Origin of the sequence: Kitasatospora sp. NPDC059722 (assembly GCF_042733235.1) — a bacterium.
Lineage (GTDB): Bacteria > Actinomycetota > Actinomycetes > Streptomycetales > Streptomycetaceae > Kitasatospora.
This window is the reverse complement of sequence record NZ_JBHWGD010000010.1, coordinates 131,360-147,580: the sequence shown is the minus strand read 5'-3', so window position 1 is coordinate 147,580 and position 16,221 is coordinate 131,360. Positions and strand designations below refer to the sequence as shown.

At 73.7% G+C, this 16,221-nt stretch carries 14 protein-coding genes; 8 read left to right on the top strand and 6 right to left on the bottom strand.

The window, feature by feature from the left end; translation table 11 throughout:
• Nucleotides 1-151 precede the first annotated feature (151 nt).
• From ACFV4F_RS09115 to ACFV4F_RS09100, 4 genes are all read left to right on the top strand, one after another.
• Nucleotides 152-1,315 carry an aliphatic sulfonate ABC transporter substrate-binding protein gene (locus tag ACFV4F_RS09115; RefSeq protein WP_380440948.1) on the top strand — a complete coding sequence of 388 codons (1,164 nt, stop codon included), beginning with the start codon at nt 152-154 and terminating at the stop codon, nt 1,313-1,315.
• 171 nt (nt 1,316-1,486) lie between these two features.
• Entirely contained in the window at nt 1,487-2,290 is an 804-nt protein-coding gene (locus tag ACFV4F_RS09110; RefSeq protein WP_380492873.1) for an ABC transporter ATP-binding protein, read from the top strand.
• On the top strand, nt 2,277-3,179 hold the full coding sequence (locus ACFV4F_RS09105) for an ABC transporter permease (RefSeq protein ID WP_380440950.1): 903 nt from the start codon (nt 2,277-2,279) through the stop codon (nt 3,177-3,179). Before ACFV4F_RS09110 ends, ACFV4F_RS09105 begins: the two co-directional genes overlap by 14 nt.
• Nucleotides 3,180-3,190: 11 nt before the next feature.
• Entirely contained in the window at nt 3,191-3,919 is a 729-nt protein-coding gene (locus tag ACFV4F_RS09100; protein WP_380501175.1) for a sirohydrochlorin chelatase, read from the top strand.
• 21 nt (nt 3,920-3,940) lie between these two features.
• On the opposite strand, the gene ACFV4F_RS09095 is transcribed toward ACFV4F_RS09100, so the two are convergent.
• From ACFV4F_RS09095 to ACFV4F_RS09080, 4 genes are all read right to left on the bottom strand, one after another.
• The gene (locus tag ACFV4F_RS09095) at nt 3,941-4,129 is read right to left on the bottom strand and encodes a hypothetical protein (protein WP_380501173.1); all 189 of its coding nucleotides are present in this window, start codon (nt 4,127-4,129) and stop codon (nt 3,941-3,943) included.
• A 299-nt stretch (nt 4,130-4,428) separates the two neighbouring features.
• Nucleotides 4,429-6,114, bottom strand: a complete 1,686-nt coding sequence (locus ACFV4F_RS09090) for a DEAD/DEAH box helicase (protein WP_380501171.1) — start codon at nt 6,112-6,114, stop codon at nt 4,429-4,431.
• A gap of 180 nt (nt 6,115-6,294) precedes the next feature.
• On the bottom strand, nt 6,295-6,498 hold the full coding sequence (locus tag ACFV4F_RS09085) for a cold-shock protein (protein ID WP_218202470.1): 204 nt from the start codon (nt 6,496-6,498) through the stop codon (nt 6,295-6,297).
• 404 nt (nt 6,499-6,902) lie between these two features.
• Complete coding sequence (locus ACFV4F_RS09080) at nt 6,903-9,089, bottom strand: MMPL family transporter (RefSeq protein ID WP_380440961.1); 2,187 nt, start codon at nt 9,087-9,089, stop codon at nt 6,903-6,905.
• 534 nt (nt 9,090-9,623) lie between these two features.
• On the opposite strand from ACFV4F_RS09080, the gene ACFV4F_RS09075 reads away from it, so the two are divergent.
• From ACFV4F_RS09075 to ACFV4F_RS09060, 4 genes are all read left to right on the top strand, one after another.
• Nucleotides 9,624-11,840: an MMPL family transporter gene (locus ACFV4F_RS09075; protein WP_380501218.1), complete on the top strand. Its 2,217-nt coding sequence runs from the start codon at nt 9,624-9,626 to the stop codon at nt 11,838-11,840.
• Nucleotides 11,841-11,953: 113 nt separating this feature from the next.
• The gene (locus ACFV4F_RS09070; protein WP_380501169.1) at nt 11,954-12,847 is read left to right on the top strand and encodes a phosphotransferase; all 894 of its coding nucleotides are present in this window, start codon (nt 11,954-11,956) and stop codon (nt 12,845-12,847) included.
• Nucleotides 12,848-13,053: 206 nt separating this feature from the next.
• A complete protein-coding gene (locus ACFV4F_RS09065) occupies nt 13,054-14,037 on the top strand; it encodes a polysaccharide deacetylase family protein (RefSeq protein ID WP_380501167.1) in 984 nt (327 codons plus the stop codon).
• Nucleotides 14,038-14,102: 65 nt separating this feature from the next.
• Nucleotides 14,103-14,903 carry a hypothetical protein gene (locus ACFV4F_RS09060; RefSeq protein WP_380501165.1) on the top strand — a complete coding sequence of 267 codons (801 nt, stop codon included), beginning with the start codon at nt 14,103-14,105 and terminating at the stop codon, nt 14,901-14,903.
• An 11-nt stretch (nt 14,904-14,914) separates the two neighbouring features.
• Here the strand turns inward: ACFV4F_RS09060 and ACFV4F_RS09055 are convergent, their stop codons facing one another.
• The gene (locus ACFV4F_RS09055) at nt 14,915-15,382 is read right to left on the bottom strand and encodes a GNAT family N-acetyltransferase (RefSeq protein ID WP_380501163.1); all 468 of its coding nucleotides are present in this window, start codon (nt 15,380-15,382) and stop codon (nt 14,915-14,917) included.
• Between the two features lie 28 nt (nt 15,383-15,410).
• Complete coding sequence (locus tag ACFV4F_RS09050; RefSeq protein ID WP_380492725.1) at nt 15,411-16,112, bottom strand: exonuclease domain-containing protein; 702 nt, start codon at nt 16,110-16,112, stop codon at nt 15,411-15,413.
• Nucleotides 16,113-16,221: the final 109 nt, after the last annotated feature.

Sequence of the window (16,221 nt, the reverse complement as noted above, 5' to 3'; positions counted from 1 at the left end):
TGGGCCGACAGGGCTGAGAACGCCCTGTCACCGGGCCGCCTCCCCCGCAGCCGCCCGGCTTGCCCGGCATCCGCGATGCCGCAAGCACCACCTTCCGAACTCCAGCCCCGAGACCGCCTCCTGACGGTCCGTCCGCGAACGGGACATCACCATGGCACCGATCCAGGCCCTCCTGCATACCCGCATCCGCCCCAACGCCGGGCGGATCAGACGCGCCGCCGCGGCCGCCGTCGCCGGCCTGGCGACCGTCGCCCTGCTGTCCGCGTGCAGCTACGGCTCCAAGGCCGAGGGGAAGTCCTCCGGCGACGCCGGCTCCTCCGCCGCCGGGGCTTCGGCCGCCGGCGACAAGCTCTCCGCCGACACGGTCAAGATCGGCTACTTCGCCAACCTGACCCACGGCACCGCCCTGGTCGGCCTCCAGGAGGGCCTCTTCCAGAAGGAGCTCGGCGCCACCAAGATCAAGACCCAGGTCTTCAACGCGGGCCCGGCCGAGATCGAGGCGCTCAACGCCGGCTCCATCGACATCGGCTGGATCGGCCCCTCCCCCGCGATCAACGGCTACACCAAGTCCGACGGCAAGTCGCTGAGGATCATCGGCGGTTCGGCCTCCGGCGGGGTCAAGCTGGTCGTCAACCCGGACAAGGTCTCCTCCCTCGACGACCTCAAGGGCAAGAAGATCGCCACCCCGCAGCTGGGCAACACCCAGGACGTGGCGCTGCTCAACTACCTGGCGGGCAAGGGCTACAAGGTCGACCCGAGCACCGGCGCCGGGGACGTCTCGGTGGTGCGCACCGACAACAAGGTCACCCCCGACGCCTACAAGCAGGGCTCCATCGACGGCGCCTGGGTGCCCGAGCCCACCGCCTCCAAGCTGGTCACCCTCGGCGCGAAGGTCCTGCTCAACGAGAAGGACCTCTGGCCGGACAAGAAGTTCGTGATCACCAACATCATCGTCTCGCAGAAGTTCCTCAAGGAGCACCCGGACGTGGTGGAGGCCGTGCTGCGCGGCTCGGTGAACGCCAACGCCTTCATCAAGGCCAACCCGGACAAGGCCAAGGCCGACGCCAACGAGGCCATCAAGAAGGAGTCCGGCAGCGCGCTGGAGCCGGCCATCCTCGACCCGGCCTGGGCGGACATCGACTTCCTGGACGACCCGCTGGCCGGCACCCTGCAGGCCGAGGCCGACCACGCCGTGACCGCGGGGCTGCTCAAGAAGCCCAACCTGAACGGGATCTACGACCTCGGCCCGCTGAACAAGGTGCTCGCGGCCAAGGGCCAGGCCCCCGTGGCGGACGCCGGACTCGGCGCCAAGTAGCGTCGCCTCCCCTCCAGTTCCGCGGTCCGGACCCCCGCCCGCCCGGTCGATCCCCGATCGATGCCCACCGGACGGGCGGGGCCGGACCCCGGCTCCCAAGCTCCCCGCCCCTCCCTCCTGCCCGCCGACGGGCAGGAGGGGCCCATGACCACTCACGCAGGAGGTGCCCGGATGACCTCGGCACTGACCACCTCGGCGGACGCCCCCGGCACCGCCGGCGCCGCGCCCGCGCCCGCCGTCCGGATCTCGCACGTGCACAAGTCCTTCGGCCGCCCCGGCGCGCAGACCCACGTCCTGGACGACATCACCCTCGACGTGGCGCCCGGTGAGTTCGTCACGCTGCTCGGCGCCTCGGGCTGCGGCAAGTCCACCCTGCTGAACCTCGTCGCCGGCCTCGACCGCCCCACCCGCGGCAGCATCGAGGTGCCCGGAGCCCGGCCCGCCCTGATGTTCCAGGAGCACGCGCTGTTCCCCTGGCTCACCGCCGGGCGCAACATCGAACTCGCCCTCAAGCTCGCCGGCGTCCCCCGCCCCGAGCGGCGCGCCGAGGCCGAGCGGCTCCTCGAACTCGTGCGCCTGAGCGGCTCCTACGGCAAGCGCGTGCACGAGCTGTCCGGCGGCATGCGCCAGCGCGTCGCGATGGCCCGCGCCCTCGCCCAGGGCAGCAAGGTGCTGCTGATGGACGAGCCGTTCGCCGCGCTCGACGCCATCACCCGCGACGTCCTGCACGACGAGATCACCCGGATCTGGGCCGAGCGGCAGCTGTCCGTCCTGTTCGTCACCCACAACGTGCGCGAGGCCGTGCGCCTCGCCCAGCGCGTGGTGCTGCTCTCCTCCCGCCCCGGCCGCATCGCCCGCGAGTGGCACATCGACCTGCCGCAGCCGCGGCGCATCGAGTCCGCCGGCGTCGCCGACCTGTCCATCGAGATCACCGAAGAACTGCGTGGGGAGATCCGTCGCCATGTCCAGCACTGACACCACCCCCGTCCTGGACAAGCGCGGAGCCGCCGACACCGCCGACGTCGGCGCCGGCCTGGACGCCCTGGACGCCGTCTCCGCCCGGCGCAGCTCGCTCGGCGAGGTGCTGCGGCAGAAGGCGCTGCCGCCGCTGCTCGGCGTCCTCGTCGTGCTCGCGCTGTGGCAGGGCGCGTACAGCCTGCACCTCACCACGTCCGACAAGCTGCCCAGCCCGGCGGCCGTGTGGCACTCCGCGCAGGACCTCTGGTACCAGGGCACGCTGTTCTCGATCATCTGGACGAGCGTGTGGCGCGGCCTGTCCGGCTTCCTGCTGGCCGTCGTCATCGGCACCCCGATCGGCCTGGTCGTCGCCCGCGTGAAGCCGGTGCGCACCGCGATCGGCCCGGTCCTGCAGGGCCTGCAGTCGCTGCCGTCGGTCGCGTGGGTGCCGGCCGCGGTGATCTGGCTCGGCATCAACGACTCGATGATGTACGCGGTGATCCTGCTCGGCGCCGTGCCCTCCATCGCCAACGGCCTCGTCGCCGGGATCGACCAGGTGCCGCCGCTGTTCCTGCGCGCCGGGCGCACCATCGGCGCCACCGGCCTCACCGGTGCCCGGCACGTGCTGCTGCCCGCCGCGCTGCCCGGCTACCTGGCCGGGCTCAAGCAGGGCTGGGCGTTCTCCTGGCGCTCGCTGATGGCCGCCGAACTCGTCGCCTCCTCCCCCGACCTCGGCCTCGGCCTCGGCCGGTACCTGGAGAACCAGCGCGAGTTCTCCGACATGCCGGGGGTGCTGCTCGGCATCCTCCTGATCCTGTTCGTCGGGATCGCCATCGAGCTGCTCGTGTTCACCCCGGTCGAGCGCCGGGTGCTGCGCAACCGCGGCCTGCTGGCCGCCGCGAAGTAGGGACGCACCGCATGACCGCCCTCCTCCTCATCGCCCACGGCAGCCGCGACCCGCGGCACGCCGCGACGGTGGCCGCGCTCGTCGGCCGGGTGCGGGCGCAGCGGCCCGGGCTCGACGTCGCGACGGCGTACCTGGACCACTGCGCGCCGCGGATCCCGCAGGTGGTCGGGCGGCTCGGGGCGGCGGTGGCGGTGCCGCTCCTGCTGAACCGGGCGTTCCACGCCAAGCACGACATCCCGGCGGCGCTGCGCGCGGCGGGCGCGGGGCTGCCGGTGGCGGACGTCCTCGGTCCGTCGCCGCTGCTGCTCGCCGCGCTCGACCGGCGGCTGGCGGGGGCGGGCCTGGACGTCGCGTCGGCGGCGGTGCGGGCCCGCACGGGCGTGGTGCTCGCGGCGGCGGGTTCCTCCGACCCGGCGGCGGACGCCGCCACCCGCGCGGTGGCCGCCGAGTGGCGCCGCACCCGCGGCTGGGCCGCGGTCGAGGTCGCCTACGCGGCCGGCACGGGCCCCCGCGTCCCCGAGGCCCTGGCCGCCCTGCACGCCGCGGGCGCCGCGCGCACCGCCGTGTCCCCCTACCTCTTGGCGCCCGGCCGCCTCCCGGACCGCATCGCCGAGGCGGCCACCGAGGCCGACCTTTGCGCCGACGTCCTGGGCGCGGCCCCCGAACTGGCCACCCTCCTCCTGGAGCGCCACGACGAGGCCCTGCGGACGTCGCGAGCAATCCCCGCCCTCACGGCCTGAGTCCGCGAGCCGACGGTCACCTCACCGCCTTCCTGCCCAGTGCGTCTCCTCGGCGTCCTCAACGGCCGCCCAGCGGCGCGCCCGCTTGAGGTGGCGTTCGAGCGCCGGCACCGGCTCGGCCGGCTCGGCACTCATGATCTCCTCCTCGGTCAGCTCGTGCGTCTCGTAGTACTCGGCGATCGCTTCGAGATCCGCTTCACTGTCGGTCATCCTTCGCCACCCTCTCCTCCATGCGCGACGGCACTCTCGACAGGATGCTGACGAACGGCCGCATCTCTCAAGTCGTGTAATCCCGAAGGGTGATGACGCCCAAGGTCACCAGGCTGGCGCTGGCCACGGTGCGCCCCTGAGCGCCGCCGACACCTCATGGGCGGACGGGCGGTTGCGGCTGCTCGCGCCGGCCCCCGCCACGGTCTGAGCGCGGCCCTGAATGCGGCCCGACGACGGCGAATACGGCGAAGGGCGCCCTCCGGAGTCCCGGAGAGCGCCCTTCCGCGCGTGTGTGTGCGTCAGTCGAACGTGCGGCGCTGGCGGCCCGTCCCGTAGTTGGAGCCGGACTTGGCGCCGCTTCCGGGCTTGGCACGGCCGGAGGAGCGGCCGATGAAGCCGGCCGCCTGCGGGCGCTCGCCCTGGGCCTGGGCGGCGGCGCCCATGCGCTGCTTGGGGCGGGGGCGGCGCGGGTTGCCGTTCATGTCGACGTCGGCGGGCAGCCCGGAGCGCTTGCCGGGGCGGCGGCGCGGGGCGCCCTTGCCCTCGGCCTTGGGCTTGGCGTCGGCCTCGGCGGCGGGCACCGGGACGGCGACGGTGACGGCGACGCCGCTCGGGGTGCGGGCGCCGGTGATCTTGGCGAGGTCGGCGTCGCCGGGGCGGACCTTGGTGACGGTCGGGCGGATGCCGGCGACCGTCATCAGCCGGTTGACCTCGCGGCGCTGCTCGGGCAGGACGAGGGTGACGACCGTGCCGGACTCGCCGGCCCGGGCGGTGCGCCCGCCGCGGTGCAGGTAGTCCTTGTGGTCCACCGGCGGGTCGACGTTGACGACGAGGTCGAGGCCGTCGATGTGGATGCCGCGGGCGGCGACGTTGGTGGCGATCAGCGCGGTGACGTGGCCGTCGCGGAACTGGTCGAGGACGCGGTTGCGCTGCGGCTGGGACTTGCCGCCGTGCAGCGCGGCGGCCTTGACGCCGTTGGCGAGCAGCTGCTTGGCGAGCCGGTCGGCGCCGTGCTTGGTGTGCACGAACATGATCAGGCGGCCGTCGCGGGAGGCGATGTGCGCGGTGGTGGACGCCTTGTCGGCCGGGTCGAGCTGCAGGACGTGGTGGTCCATGGTGCTGACCGCGCCGGCCGAGGGGTCGACCGAGTGGGTGACCGGGTCGGAGAGGAAGCGCTTGACCAGGCGGTCGACGTTGCGGTCCAGGGTGGCGGAGAACAGCATCCGCTGCCCGCCCTCGGCGACCTGCTCCAGCAGCTTGGTGACCTGCGGCAGGAAGCCCATGTCGGCCATCTGGTCGGCCTCGTCGAGGACGGTGATCGCGACGTCGGACAGGATGACGTCGCCGCGGCCGATCAGGTCGTCGAGCCGGCCGGGGGTGGCGACGAGGACCTCGGTGCCACGGCGGACGGCATTGGCCTGGCGCCCGATCGACATGCCGCCGACGACGGTGGTGATCCGCAGGTTGACGGCGGTGGCGTAGGGGGTGAGCGCCTCGGTGACCTGCTGGGCGAGCTCGCGGGTGGGCACCAGCACGAGCGCGAGCGGGTGCCGGGCGTCGGCGCGGCGCCCGGCGGTGCGGGCGAGCAGCGGCAGGCCGAAGGCGAGGGTCTTGCCGGAGCCGGTGCGGCCGCGGCCGAGCACGTCGCGCCCGGCGATCGAGTCGGGCAGCGTGGCGCCCTGGATCGGGAACGGCTCGGTGACGCCCTCGCGGCCGAGCGCGGACAGGATCGCCTTCGGCAGGTCGAGCTCGGCGAAGGTGGCCGCCGGGGGCCGCGACGGGGTGCCCTGGACGACGGTGAAGTCGGCGGGCGCGGCGGCGGTGGCGCGGGAGGTCTTGGGGGCGCGGGATCCGGCGGTGCGGGATCCGGCGGCGGCGCCGGCGCCGGTGCGGCCGCGCGGCTTGCGGGTGCGCGGGGCGCCTTCGGTGCGGGCGCCGTCGGTACGGGCGCCGCGGTCGCGCGGCGTGCGGGCAGGGGTGGTCACGGGTTCTCCGTCGGTCGGTCGGCGGCAGCCCGGGGTACGGGCTGGTCGGCCGTCGGTGGGAGATACGCCGCCCCGGCCGTATGGCGGCTTCTGCCGCCGTGTGGCGGCATGCGCGAGGGCCCGCACCGAGCGGTGCGGGCCCCCGCTACGCGAGATCGCGAGTCAGCTCGGGGGCTGGACTCAGATGACGCGGATGTTCTCGGCCTGCGGGCCCTTCTGGCCCTGGGTCACGTCGAACTCGACCTGCTGGCCCTCGACGAGCTCACGGAAGCCCTGAGCAACGATGTTCGAGTAGTGCGCGAACACGTCCGGGCCGCCCTCGGCCTGCTCGATGAAGCCGAAGCCCTTTTCGCTGTTGAACCACTTCACGGTGCCGGTAGCCATAACCGTCTCCTCTAAAACTGGGGCATCAGGGATCCACACCGCGTGAACCCCTAAGTAGCCGCGATCCCCATCCGGAGACTGAAACACCGGACAAAACAAATGCGCCTGTTGGTTGGGACCAGCAGGCGCACACAAGCGTTCATGGGAACCAAAACTGCAACTGGTTCGACTGTAGCACGGGGACACCCCGATTGACCGGGGGATTTTGTGCTCTGGAGATCACGTTTGCGGGCCCCGGGAAGCGGGCAGGCGGCGCCCCGCCGAAGCGGGACGCCGCCTGTGGACCACCGGGTCGGTCCGGTGGGCCGCACCCGTGGTCCGGCCCGGTGAGTCGGATCACCGGGTCGGACCAGTGGGCCGGGTCACCCGGCCGGACGAGCCGGCCGGACGGGTCGGCCGGAGGCTCAGCGCCGCCCGGCCGGCTCCGGCACGCCGTGCGCGTCCTGGAGCGGCACGGAGCCGCCGCCGTGGCCGCCGCCGTCCCCGTGGCCGGGCCACCAGGCGCGGTGGCCCAGCAGCGCGGTGAGCGACGGGGTGAAGAACATCGCCATCACGAAGGCCGCCAGCACGATGCCGAAGGCCAGCGAGAAGCCGAGCTCCATGAACAGGACGTTGCCCGCGAGCATGAAGGTCGCGAACGAGGCCGCCAGGATGAAGCCGGCCGCCGCGACCGTCGGGCCGCCGTGCTTGATGGCCTCGCTGGCCGCCTCGCGCGGGCTGCGGCCCTCGCGGGCCTCCTCGCGGAGGCGGGCGATGATCAGGATGTTGTAGTCGGTGCCGATCGCCACCACGAACAGGTAGATGAAGATCGGCAGCATGAACATCAGACCCGGCTCGCCCTTGATGTTCTGGAACAGCAGGGTGGTGGCGCCGAGGGTGCCGCCGAAGCCGAGGCCGACCGAGGCCATCAGGTACCAGGGGGCCACGACGCTGCGCAGCTGCAGGCCCAGGATGAGCATGATGAGCAGGGCCGCGATCGGGAAGACCAGCGTGTAGTCGTGCACCATCGCGGTGTTGATGTCCTTGTACACCGAGGTGATGCCGCCGACCAGCGACTTCGAGTCGGCCGGGGCGGCCGCGTGGGCGGCGTCGCGGACCTTCCCGATGGTGTCGATCGCCTTGTTGGAGGCCGGGGCGTCCTTGAGCAGCACGGTGAAGTCACCGGTGGTGCCGTCGGCGCTGATCGCCTTGTTCTCCGCGCTCGGCGTCACGACGCCGGCCACGCCGTCGACCGCGCCGAGCTTGCCGGCGAAGTCCTTCAGGGCGGCGTCGCTCAGCTTGGCGCCGTTGGTGGAGGTCAGGTAGACGTGGCTCGGGTCGGCCGCGCCGGCCGAGAAGGCCGTCATCAGCTTGTCCTGGACGACCATCGACTCCTTGTTCTTCGGCATGGAGCTGCCGGCGAGGTCGTAGGTGCCGTTGTAGTTGAGGCCGGCCAGGGCCAGCACCACGAGGACGCCGCCGGAGACCAGGGCGACCAGGCCGGGCTTCTTGCCGGTCATCCGGCCGAGCGCGGCGAAGCGGGCGTTCTTGGGCTCCTGCATCCACTTCTTGCCCGGCCAGAACACGGCCTTGGACGGGATGACGGTGAGCACGGCCGGGGCCAGGGTCAGCGAGACCAGGGCGGTCGCGACGACGGCGATGGCGAGCGCCGGGCCGAGCGCGGTGAACATGCCGAGGCTGGAGAGGATCAGCACCGCGAAGGCCACGGCGACCGCGCCGGCGGCGGAGGCGATCGCCTCGCCGACCCGGCCGACGGCGTTGGCCACGGCGGTCTTGCGGTCCTCGCCGGTGCGCAGCCGCTCGCGGTAGCGGAAGGCGAGGAACAGGAAGTAGTCCGTGCCGACGCCGAGCACGACGATGATCAGGATCGCCGAGGTCATCGGGGAGGACTTGAGGTCGAACATCTTGATCGCGTCGGCGATCAGGCCGTTGGCCACCGGCATCGCGATGACCAGCGAGAGCAGCACCGGCAGGATGCCCGCGAGGATGCTGCGGAAGATGATGCCGACGATCAGGATGACGAGCAGCAGGCTGCCGAGCATGACGATCATGTCGGTGGCGCCGGAGGCGTCCTGCTGGTCGAGGCTGCTGGCGGCCTGGCCGCCGACCTGGAACTTCAGGCCGGTGCCGTCGGCGAGCTTGGAGCCGTCCTCGCGCAGCTTCTTGGCCGCGTCGGTGTACTCCTTGTCCTGCATCTTGGACTTGTCGATGGCGACCATGGACAGCGCGTACTTGCCGTCCGCGGACTTCGCCTTCTCGGAGACCGGCAGGATCTGCTGGACGGCCGGGATGTTCTCATCGGTCAGGCCCTTGACGACCTTCTCCATCGAGGTCTGGTCCTCGGCGGTGAGCTTCTGGCCGTCGTTGCGCTCGAAGAGCAGCAGGGCGGCGGGGGTGAAGCTCGACGGGAACGCCTGCTCCTGGAGCTGCGCCGCCTGGATCGACTCGTAGTGCTTGGGCAGGAACGCGGACTCGTCCGTCTGCGAGGTGACGGCGGGCGCGCTCGCGACGATGGCGATCATCGCGACGACCCACGCCGCGATCACCCACCAGGCGCGGCGGACGACGAAGTGTCCTAGTCGGTGGAACATGCTCGTGATGCCTCCTGGGCATGGTTCACCGCAGCCCTTGGGGACGGGACGCCGGGCGACGGCAGGACCGGCCGAGGACGCGCGCGGGCGCCCCCTTACCGGTCGGCAGGTAAGTTGGTCTGGAGACTCATCCTACGAGTACTTGCTTGCCGCCCGGCAAGTTGTTTTCGCAGGCCGCCCCCGTGAGGCCCCCCGTGTCCGCGGCCCCGCACCAGTCTCGCCCGTCCGCATACCCCTTGACCTCGTGCTCCGGGTGGAGACCGCTCCCCCTCAGGGTGGAGCTTGCCCCCACCCCCGGGGATGAGGGATCAGGGTCGGAAGGTAGGGAAAACCCCACCCCGGCCCCGAGGCGGGCACCAGGGCCGGGTACCCCGCCAGCCGGATTACGGCCCGACTCGCCTTTCCCTACCGTCTTTCACGACGCCGGAACGCGACCCCGGCGCCCGGCGGCCGGGGGCCGCCGACCACCCGGCGCACGACCGCCGTTCTCCCAGGGGGAAGTCCGTGAAGACCAGGCTCGGCACGGCCGCCGCGATGGGCGCCTGGAGCGCCCGGCACAAAAAGACCGCCGTCTTCGGCTGGCTGCTGTTCGTCGTCCTCGCCGCCGTGCTCGGCGGGATGCACGGCGGCACGAAGGTGGGCCGCGACGAATCGGTGCCCGGCGAGGTGTCCCGGGCCGCGCGGATCCTCGACGACGCGGGGATCAAGGCCCCGGCCGGCGAGACCGTCCTCGTCCAGAGCCCGGAACTGACCGCCGACGCACCGGCATTCCGGGCCGCCGTCGCCCAGGTGGTCGCCGCGGTCGACGGCACCGGCAAGGCCGCCGCCGTCCGCTCCCCCTACGACACCAAGGCCGTTTCCGCGGACGGCCACTCCGCGCTCGTCCAGCTGACGCTCAAGGGCGACCGCGACGAGGCCGTCGCCGACGTCCCCGCCGTCATGGACGCGGTGGCCGGCGTGCAGAAGCAGCACCCCGAACTGACCGTCGTCGAACTCGGCGACGCGAGCTCGGGCAAGTGGATCCAGGACCAGTTCGCCGACGACTTCACCCGCGCCGAGTGGACGGCCGTCCCGCTCGCGCTCGGCATCCTGCTGGTCGCCTTCGGCGCGCTGGTCGCCGCCGTGCTGCCGGTCGTGCTCGCGCTCACCGCGTTCGTCGCCGCCGGCGGCCTGGTCGCCCTCGCCAGCGGGCTGCTGCACACCAGCGACGACGCGAGCTCGGTGATGCTGCTGGTCGGCCTCGCCGTCGGCGTCGACTACTGCCTCTTCTACCTGCGCCGCGAGCGCGAGGAGCGGGCCGCCGGGCGCGACCTCGCGGACGCGCTCGCCGTCGCCGCCGCCACCAGCGGCCGGGCCGTGCTGGTCTCCGGCGTCACCGTGGTCGTCGCCATGGCCGGCATGTTCCTCACCGGCATCGCCGACTTCCGGGCGATGGCCTTCGGCACCATCGTCGTCGTGGTCACCGCCGTCCTCGGCTCGCTCACCGTGCTGCCCGCGCTGCTGTCGATGCTCGGCGACCGCGTCGCGAAGGGCCGGGTGCCGTTCCTCGGCAGGCTGCGCCGGCCGGAGGCGGCCACCACGGGTGGGCGCTTCTGGAACGCCGTGCTCACGCAGGTGCTGCGCCGGCCGCTGGCGGCCACCCTGCTCGCCGGGGCGTTCCTGCTCGGGCTGGCCGCGCCGCTGCTCACCATGCACACCGCCAACCTGACCTTCCAGCAGCAACTGCCGCGCGGCAACGCCCTCGTGACCGCCTCGCAGAAGATCGAGGCCGCCTTCCCCGGCAGCCCGGCCCCCGCGACCGTCGTCATCAGGTCCACCGACATCTCCTCCCCCGCGATGACCGCCGCGATCGCCGACCTCAAGGCCCGCGCCCTCGCCAGCGGCCGGATGCACGGCCCGGTGGACGTCACCGTGCACCGCGAGCAGAACGTCGCCACCGTCGACATCCCCCTCGACGGCAGCGGCAACGACGCCACCAGCAACGCCGCGCTCAAGGCCCTGCGCGACGACATCGTGCCCGCCACCGTCCTCAAGGTGCCCGGCACCGAGGCCCCCGTCACCGGGCAGACCGCCGGCTCGCACGACTTCAACGCGAAGATGACCGGCTCGCTGCCCGCCGTGTTCGGCTTCGTCGTCGCCTTCGCCTTCGTCCTGATGCTCACCTCCTTCCGCTCCCTGGCCGTCGCCGCGACCGCCGTCGTGCTCAACCTGCTCTCGGTGGGCGCCGCCTACGGGGTGCTGACGCTGGTCTTCCAGCACGGCGTCGGCGCCTCGCTGCTGGGCACCGCCGGGGTCGGCGCGGTGGAGTCCTGGGTGCCGCTGTTCCTCTTCGTGATCCTCTTCGGCCTCTCGATGGACTACCACGTCTTCGTGGTCTCCCGGATCAAGGAGGGCCGCGACCGCGGCCTGCCGACCCGCGCCGCGATCGCCCACGGCATCCGCTCCACGGCCGGGGTGGTCACCAGCGCCGCGGTGATCATGGTGGCGGTGTTCGCGGTCTTCGGCACCCTCTCGATGCAGGCGATGAAGCAGATGGGCGTCGGCCTCGCCGTCGCCGTCCTGATCGACGCCACCGTGATCCGCGCGGTCCTGCTGCCCGCCGTGATGACCCTGCTCGGCGAGCGCAACTGGTACCTGCCGCGCCTGCTCCACTGGCTGCCCGACCTCTCGCACGGCGAGCCCGCCGCGCCGGTCGGCACCGGCGGCGCCCTTCACGGCCCGGCCGCACCGCGCCACCGGATCGAGGTCTGAGCCACCCGCTCACCGGCGCCGGGCTCCGCATCGCGCGGGGCCCGGCCCCCGTGCGTCATGATGATCACCGTCCGGAGGCCTCCGGACGAACGCCGGCGGAACGGAGCCAGGTCATGACCGCCTTCGACGAGGGCCGCGCCCGGGTCCTGCTCGCCGACGCCTGCGCCTCGGCCGGTCTGCCGGACCCCGGCGACGCGCGGCTGCTCGCGCTCGGCGAGAACGCCGTCTTCGACCTCGGCGAGCCCGCCGTCGTCGCCAAGGTCGGCCGCGGCCCCGGGCTGCGGGAGCGGGCACGGCACGAACTCGCCGTCGCGAACTGGCTGGCGGGGCAGGGCATCCCGGTGGTCCGCCCGTACGACGCCGTCGCGCCCGGACCGCAGCTCGCCGACGGGCACCCCGTCACCTTCTGGCACCGGCTCGCCCCCGCCATCCGCCCCGCCCGGCCCGCCGACCTCGCCCCGCTGCTGCACGACCTGCACCGGCTGCCGCTGCCGCCCTTCCCGCTGGCCCGGCGCGACCTGCTCGCCCCGGTCGAGCGCTGGCTGGCCTCCGCCGAGGGCCACGTCGACCCGGCCGACGTCGCGTTCCTGCGCCGCCGCCGGGACGCCTTCGCCGCCGCCCTGCCCGACCTCGCCCCGCACCTGGAACCCGGGCTGATCCACGGCGACGCGCTGCCGCGCAACGTCCACGTCGGCCCGCAGGGGCCCGTCCTGCTCGACCTGGAGAACGTCTCGCGGGACCTGCGCGAGCACGACCTCGTGGTGCTCGCGCTCAGCCACGACCGGTACGGCGTGCCGGGCGAGGAGTACCTCGCGTTCACCGCCGCGTACGGGTGGGACGTGCGCGACTGGCCGGGGTTCGCGGTGCTGCGCGGCGCCCGCGAGACGGCCAGCGCCTCGTGGGTCGCGCAGCAGGCCGCGGGCAGCCCGGCGGCGCTGGCGGAGTTCCGGCGGCGGGTCGACTCGCTGCGCGACGGGGCGACGGACGTGCGCTGGTACCCGTTCTGAGGGTCTGGGAGTGACCCGGCGGGACTCGGCGGGACGGGTGGGGTAGCCGTGGCGGCGGGCGGACGCCAACCCGGGCTGCTGTGAGAAGACTCCTACGACGGAGCGGTCCGGCACGCAACCGGGGCAACTACGATCGGCGTCCTATCGGACAGTCATCCTGACCGAGAGGATCGGCACCCGCCGCCAGTTCCCCAGGAGCCGCCGCCATGCCCCAGTCCGCCGCCCGCCGGCCCGCTTCCCCGAACCGCTCGGCCCGCCTCCGCCGCCGGCTGATCATGGGCAGTGCCGCCGTCGCCGCCGCGCTGGGCGTCGCCGCGTGCGGGACGGCCAGCGGGGCCCTCCAGCCGAGCGCCTCGCCGTCCGCGAAGGGCGCGATCACGATCTCGCCGAGCACCGACCCGGCGCCCGGCGCCCCGGGCACGCCCGGTTCGGACGGCGTGCCCGTCACCGCGGGCGCGGGCGGCCAGACCGCACCGCCGGTCACCCCGCGCACGCCGAGGACGCCGGACACCACTGCCGGCCCGAGCCCGTCGACCGCGAGCCCCTCCACCGCCGCTGCCGCCCCGGCCGTGCCCGCCACACCGCTCTCGGCGACCAGCGTGATCGGCTCGACCGCCTCCGGCGGCCGGACCGTCGCCCTCACCTTCGACGACGGCCCCGGCCCGGCCACCCAGCAGATCCTCGACCTGCTCGCCCAGTACAACGTCAAGGCCACCTTCTGCGAGATCGGCCAGAACGCCGCCGCCAACCCGGGCCTGGTCAAGAAGGTCCTCGCGGCCGGGCACCGGCTGTGCGACCACAGCGTCCACCACCCGCAGCCGTTCCAGAAGCTTCCGCACGACAAGGCCGTGGCCGAGATCTCCGGCGCGAAGGACATGATCGTCAAGGCCGCCGGCCCCGGCACCCAGGTCACCTGGTTCCGCGCGCCCGGCGGCGGCTTCAACGCCGACAACGAGCACATCGCCGCGGGCCTCGGCATGAAGTCCCTCGGCTGGTCGGTCGACCCGCGCGACTGGTCCCGCCCGGGCGTGCCGGCGATCGTCTCCACCGTGCAGAGCCAGCTCAGGCCCGGCGGCGTGATCCTCATGCACGACGGCGGCGGCGACCGCAGCCAGACCGTGGCCGCGCTCAAGCAGCTGCTCCCGTGGCTGGTCGCCCAGGGCTACACCTTCGACTTCCCGGCGGCCTAGGGACGTTGGCGCACCGGCGGACGGCGCTCCGGGTGACCGGGACGCCGTCCGCTACGGTGAGCCGCGTGACGGACCCCACCCCCGCCGGCCTCGTCGACGCCGTGCCCGCCCTCGCCTCCTACCTGCGGTCGGCCACCCTGCTGCACCCCGAGGCCAAAGCGCCCACCGCACACGGGAGTTCGCTCGGCGGACCCGCGCTCTGGCCCGACGGCGCACCCTGGCCGCACTGCACCGCCGGGCACCCCGACGATGCCTACGAGGACGCGGCCCCGCGCGACCCGGAGATCACGGCGGCGATCGCCCTCGTCCCGGTCCTGCGCGTCCGCGCCGCCGACGCACCCCACCTGCCCTGGCCCGACGGCGCCGACGTGCTCCAGGTGCTCTGGTGCCCCAACGACCACGACGACATTCAGGGCGAGCGCTACTACTACGGCCCCGCCGTCGAACTCCACTGGCAGCGCGCCGACGGCCTCGCACCCCGCACTCCCCCGCGGCCCCGGCGCTCCGACGACGAATACCTGCCCACGCCGTGCGTGCTGCGCCCCGAGCAGATCCGCGACCTCCCCGACCGCGACGAACTGCCCGGTGAACTCCGTTCCGCCGCCGAGGAGTTCGCCGAACGGAACGGCACCGAGTACCACCGTGACCTCGCCTGCGCCGGGGGCTGGAAGCTCGGCGGCTGGCCGTCCTGGCGCTCCACCGACCTGATCCCCGTCGACTGCGGCGCGTGCGGCGCCCGGATGCGGCACCTGCTCACCGTCGAGAGCGGCGACGACCCGGACGTCAGCGTCGGCCGCCACGGCGAACTGCACGTCTTCGTCTGCCCGCAGGACCTCGGCCACCCCGTCGGGCTCGACCTCCAGTAGGCCCCCGGCCGTCAGAGCAGGTGGAGCCGGTACACCTGCCGGGAGCCGCCCTCCGGCCCCGGCTCCGCCGGCTCGGCCGGCGTGAAGCCCAGCCGTTCGTAGAACACCCGGGCCCCGCTCACGACCGCCCCGGGGTGGTCCGCGCCGAACGTCACCACCTCGACGGTCGCCGGGCGGACCCGGACCCGCCGGCGCAGCACGTCCTCGACCAGCGCCCGTCCCACGCCCGTCCCCCGGGCCCGCTCGGCGACCACCAGCCAGTGCAGGTGGTGCACCGGCGGCTCACCACCGAACAGCAGGGCGCCGAGCAGGCCGCCGTCCGGGCCGTCGACCACCGTGGCGCGCCCGCGGTCGATGTTCCGGACGACGGCCCGGCGGAACCCGGGGTCGTCCACCATCGGCCCGAACCAGTGCTCGACCTCGGCGGCGAGGGCGAGGAAACCGGGCAGGTCGGCGGGCCGCGCGAGGCGTGTGATCACCCGGAGAGTCCGGCAGGCGCGCCGCCCGCTACCGCAGCGGCCAGCGGGGGTCCACCACCGCCTGCGGGTCCTTGCCGCGGCGCAGCCAGGCCTGGAGGCCCTCGGCCCACTCCCGGTACCAGTGGACCTGACGCCCGTGCAGGTCGGCCGGGGCCACGTCGCCGACCTCGGAACGGTAGCGCTCGGCGAGGGCGACGGCGACGCGGACGGCGGCCAGGGCGTCGCTGCCGGCCTCGTGGGCGTCGGTCAGCTCGACGCCGTACACCTCGCAGACGCGCTGCAGGGTGCGGGAGCCCTTGCGGTACTTGTCCACCGCCCGGTCGATCACCAGCGCGTCCAGCACCGGCCCGACCGGACGGCCGAGGCGCTCGGCGAGCGTCGCCAGCCCGTGCCGGCGCAGCTCGGCGTCGAGGAGGGAGAGGTCGAAGGGCGCGTTGAACCCGACCACCGGCCGCCCCGCCGCGAGCCGCTCGCAGAGCGCCGCGGCTATCTCCTCCACCGCCTCCTTGGCCGGCCGCCCCTTGCGCCGGGCGACGTCGTCCCCGATCCCGTGGATCGCCTCCGCCTCGGCGGGGATCGGCACCCCGGGATCGAGCAGCCAGCCGGCGACCCCCACCCGGCGGGCCCCGACGGTGTCCACGAGCGCGGCCGTGACGATGCGGTCCACGGCCGGGTCGGTGCCCGTGGTCTCCAGGTCGAAGCCGACCAGTGGCTGCTGCCACCAGCTCATGCGCCCGCCTCGCTTCGCTCGACAGGGGCACTCGCCCACGCGCGCCTCTCAACGATTCGCTCGCTCCGCTCGCTCATGGGGTGCGTCCTTCCGTCCTGCTGTGCGAAAC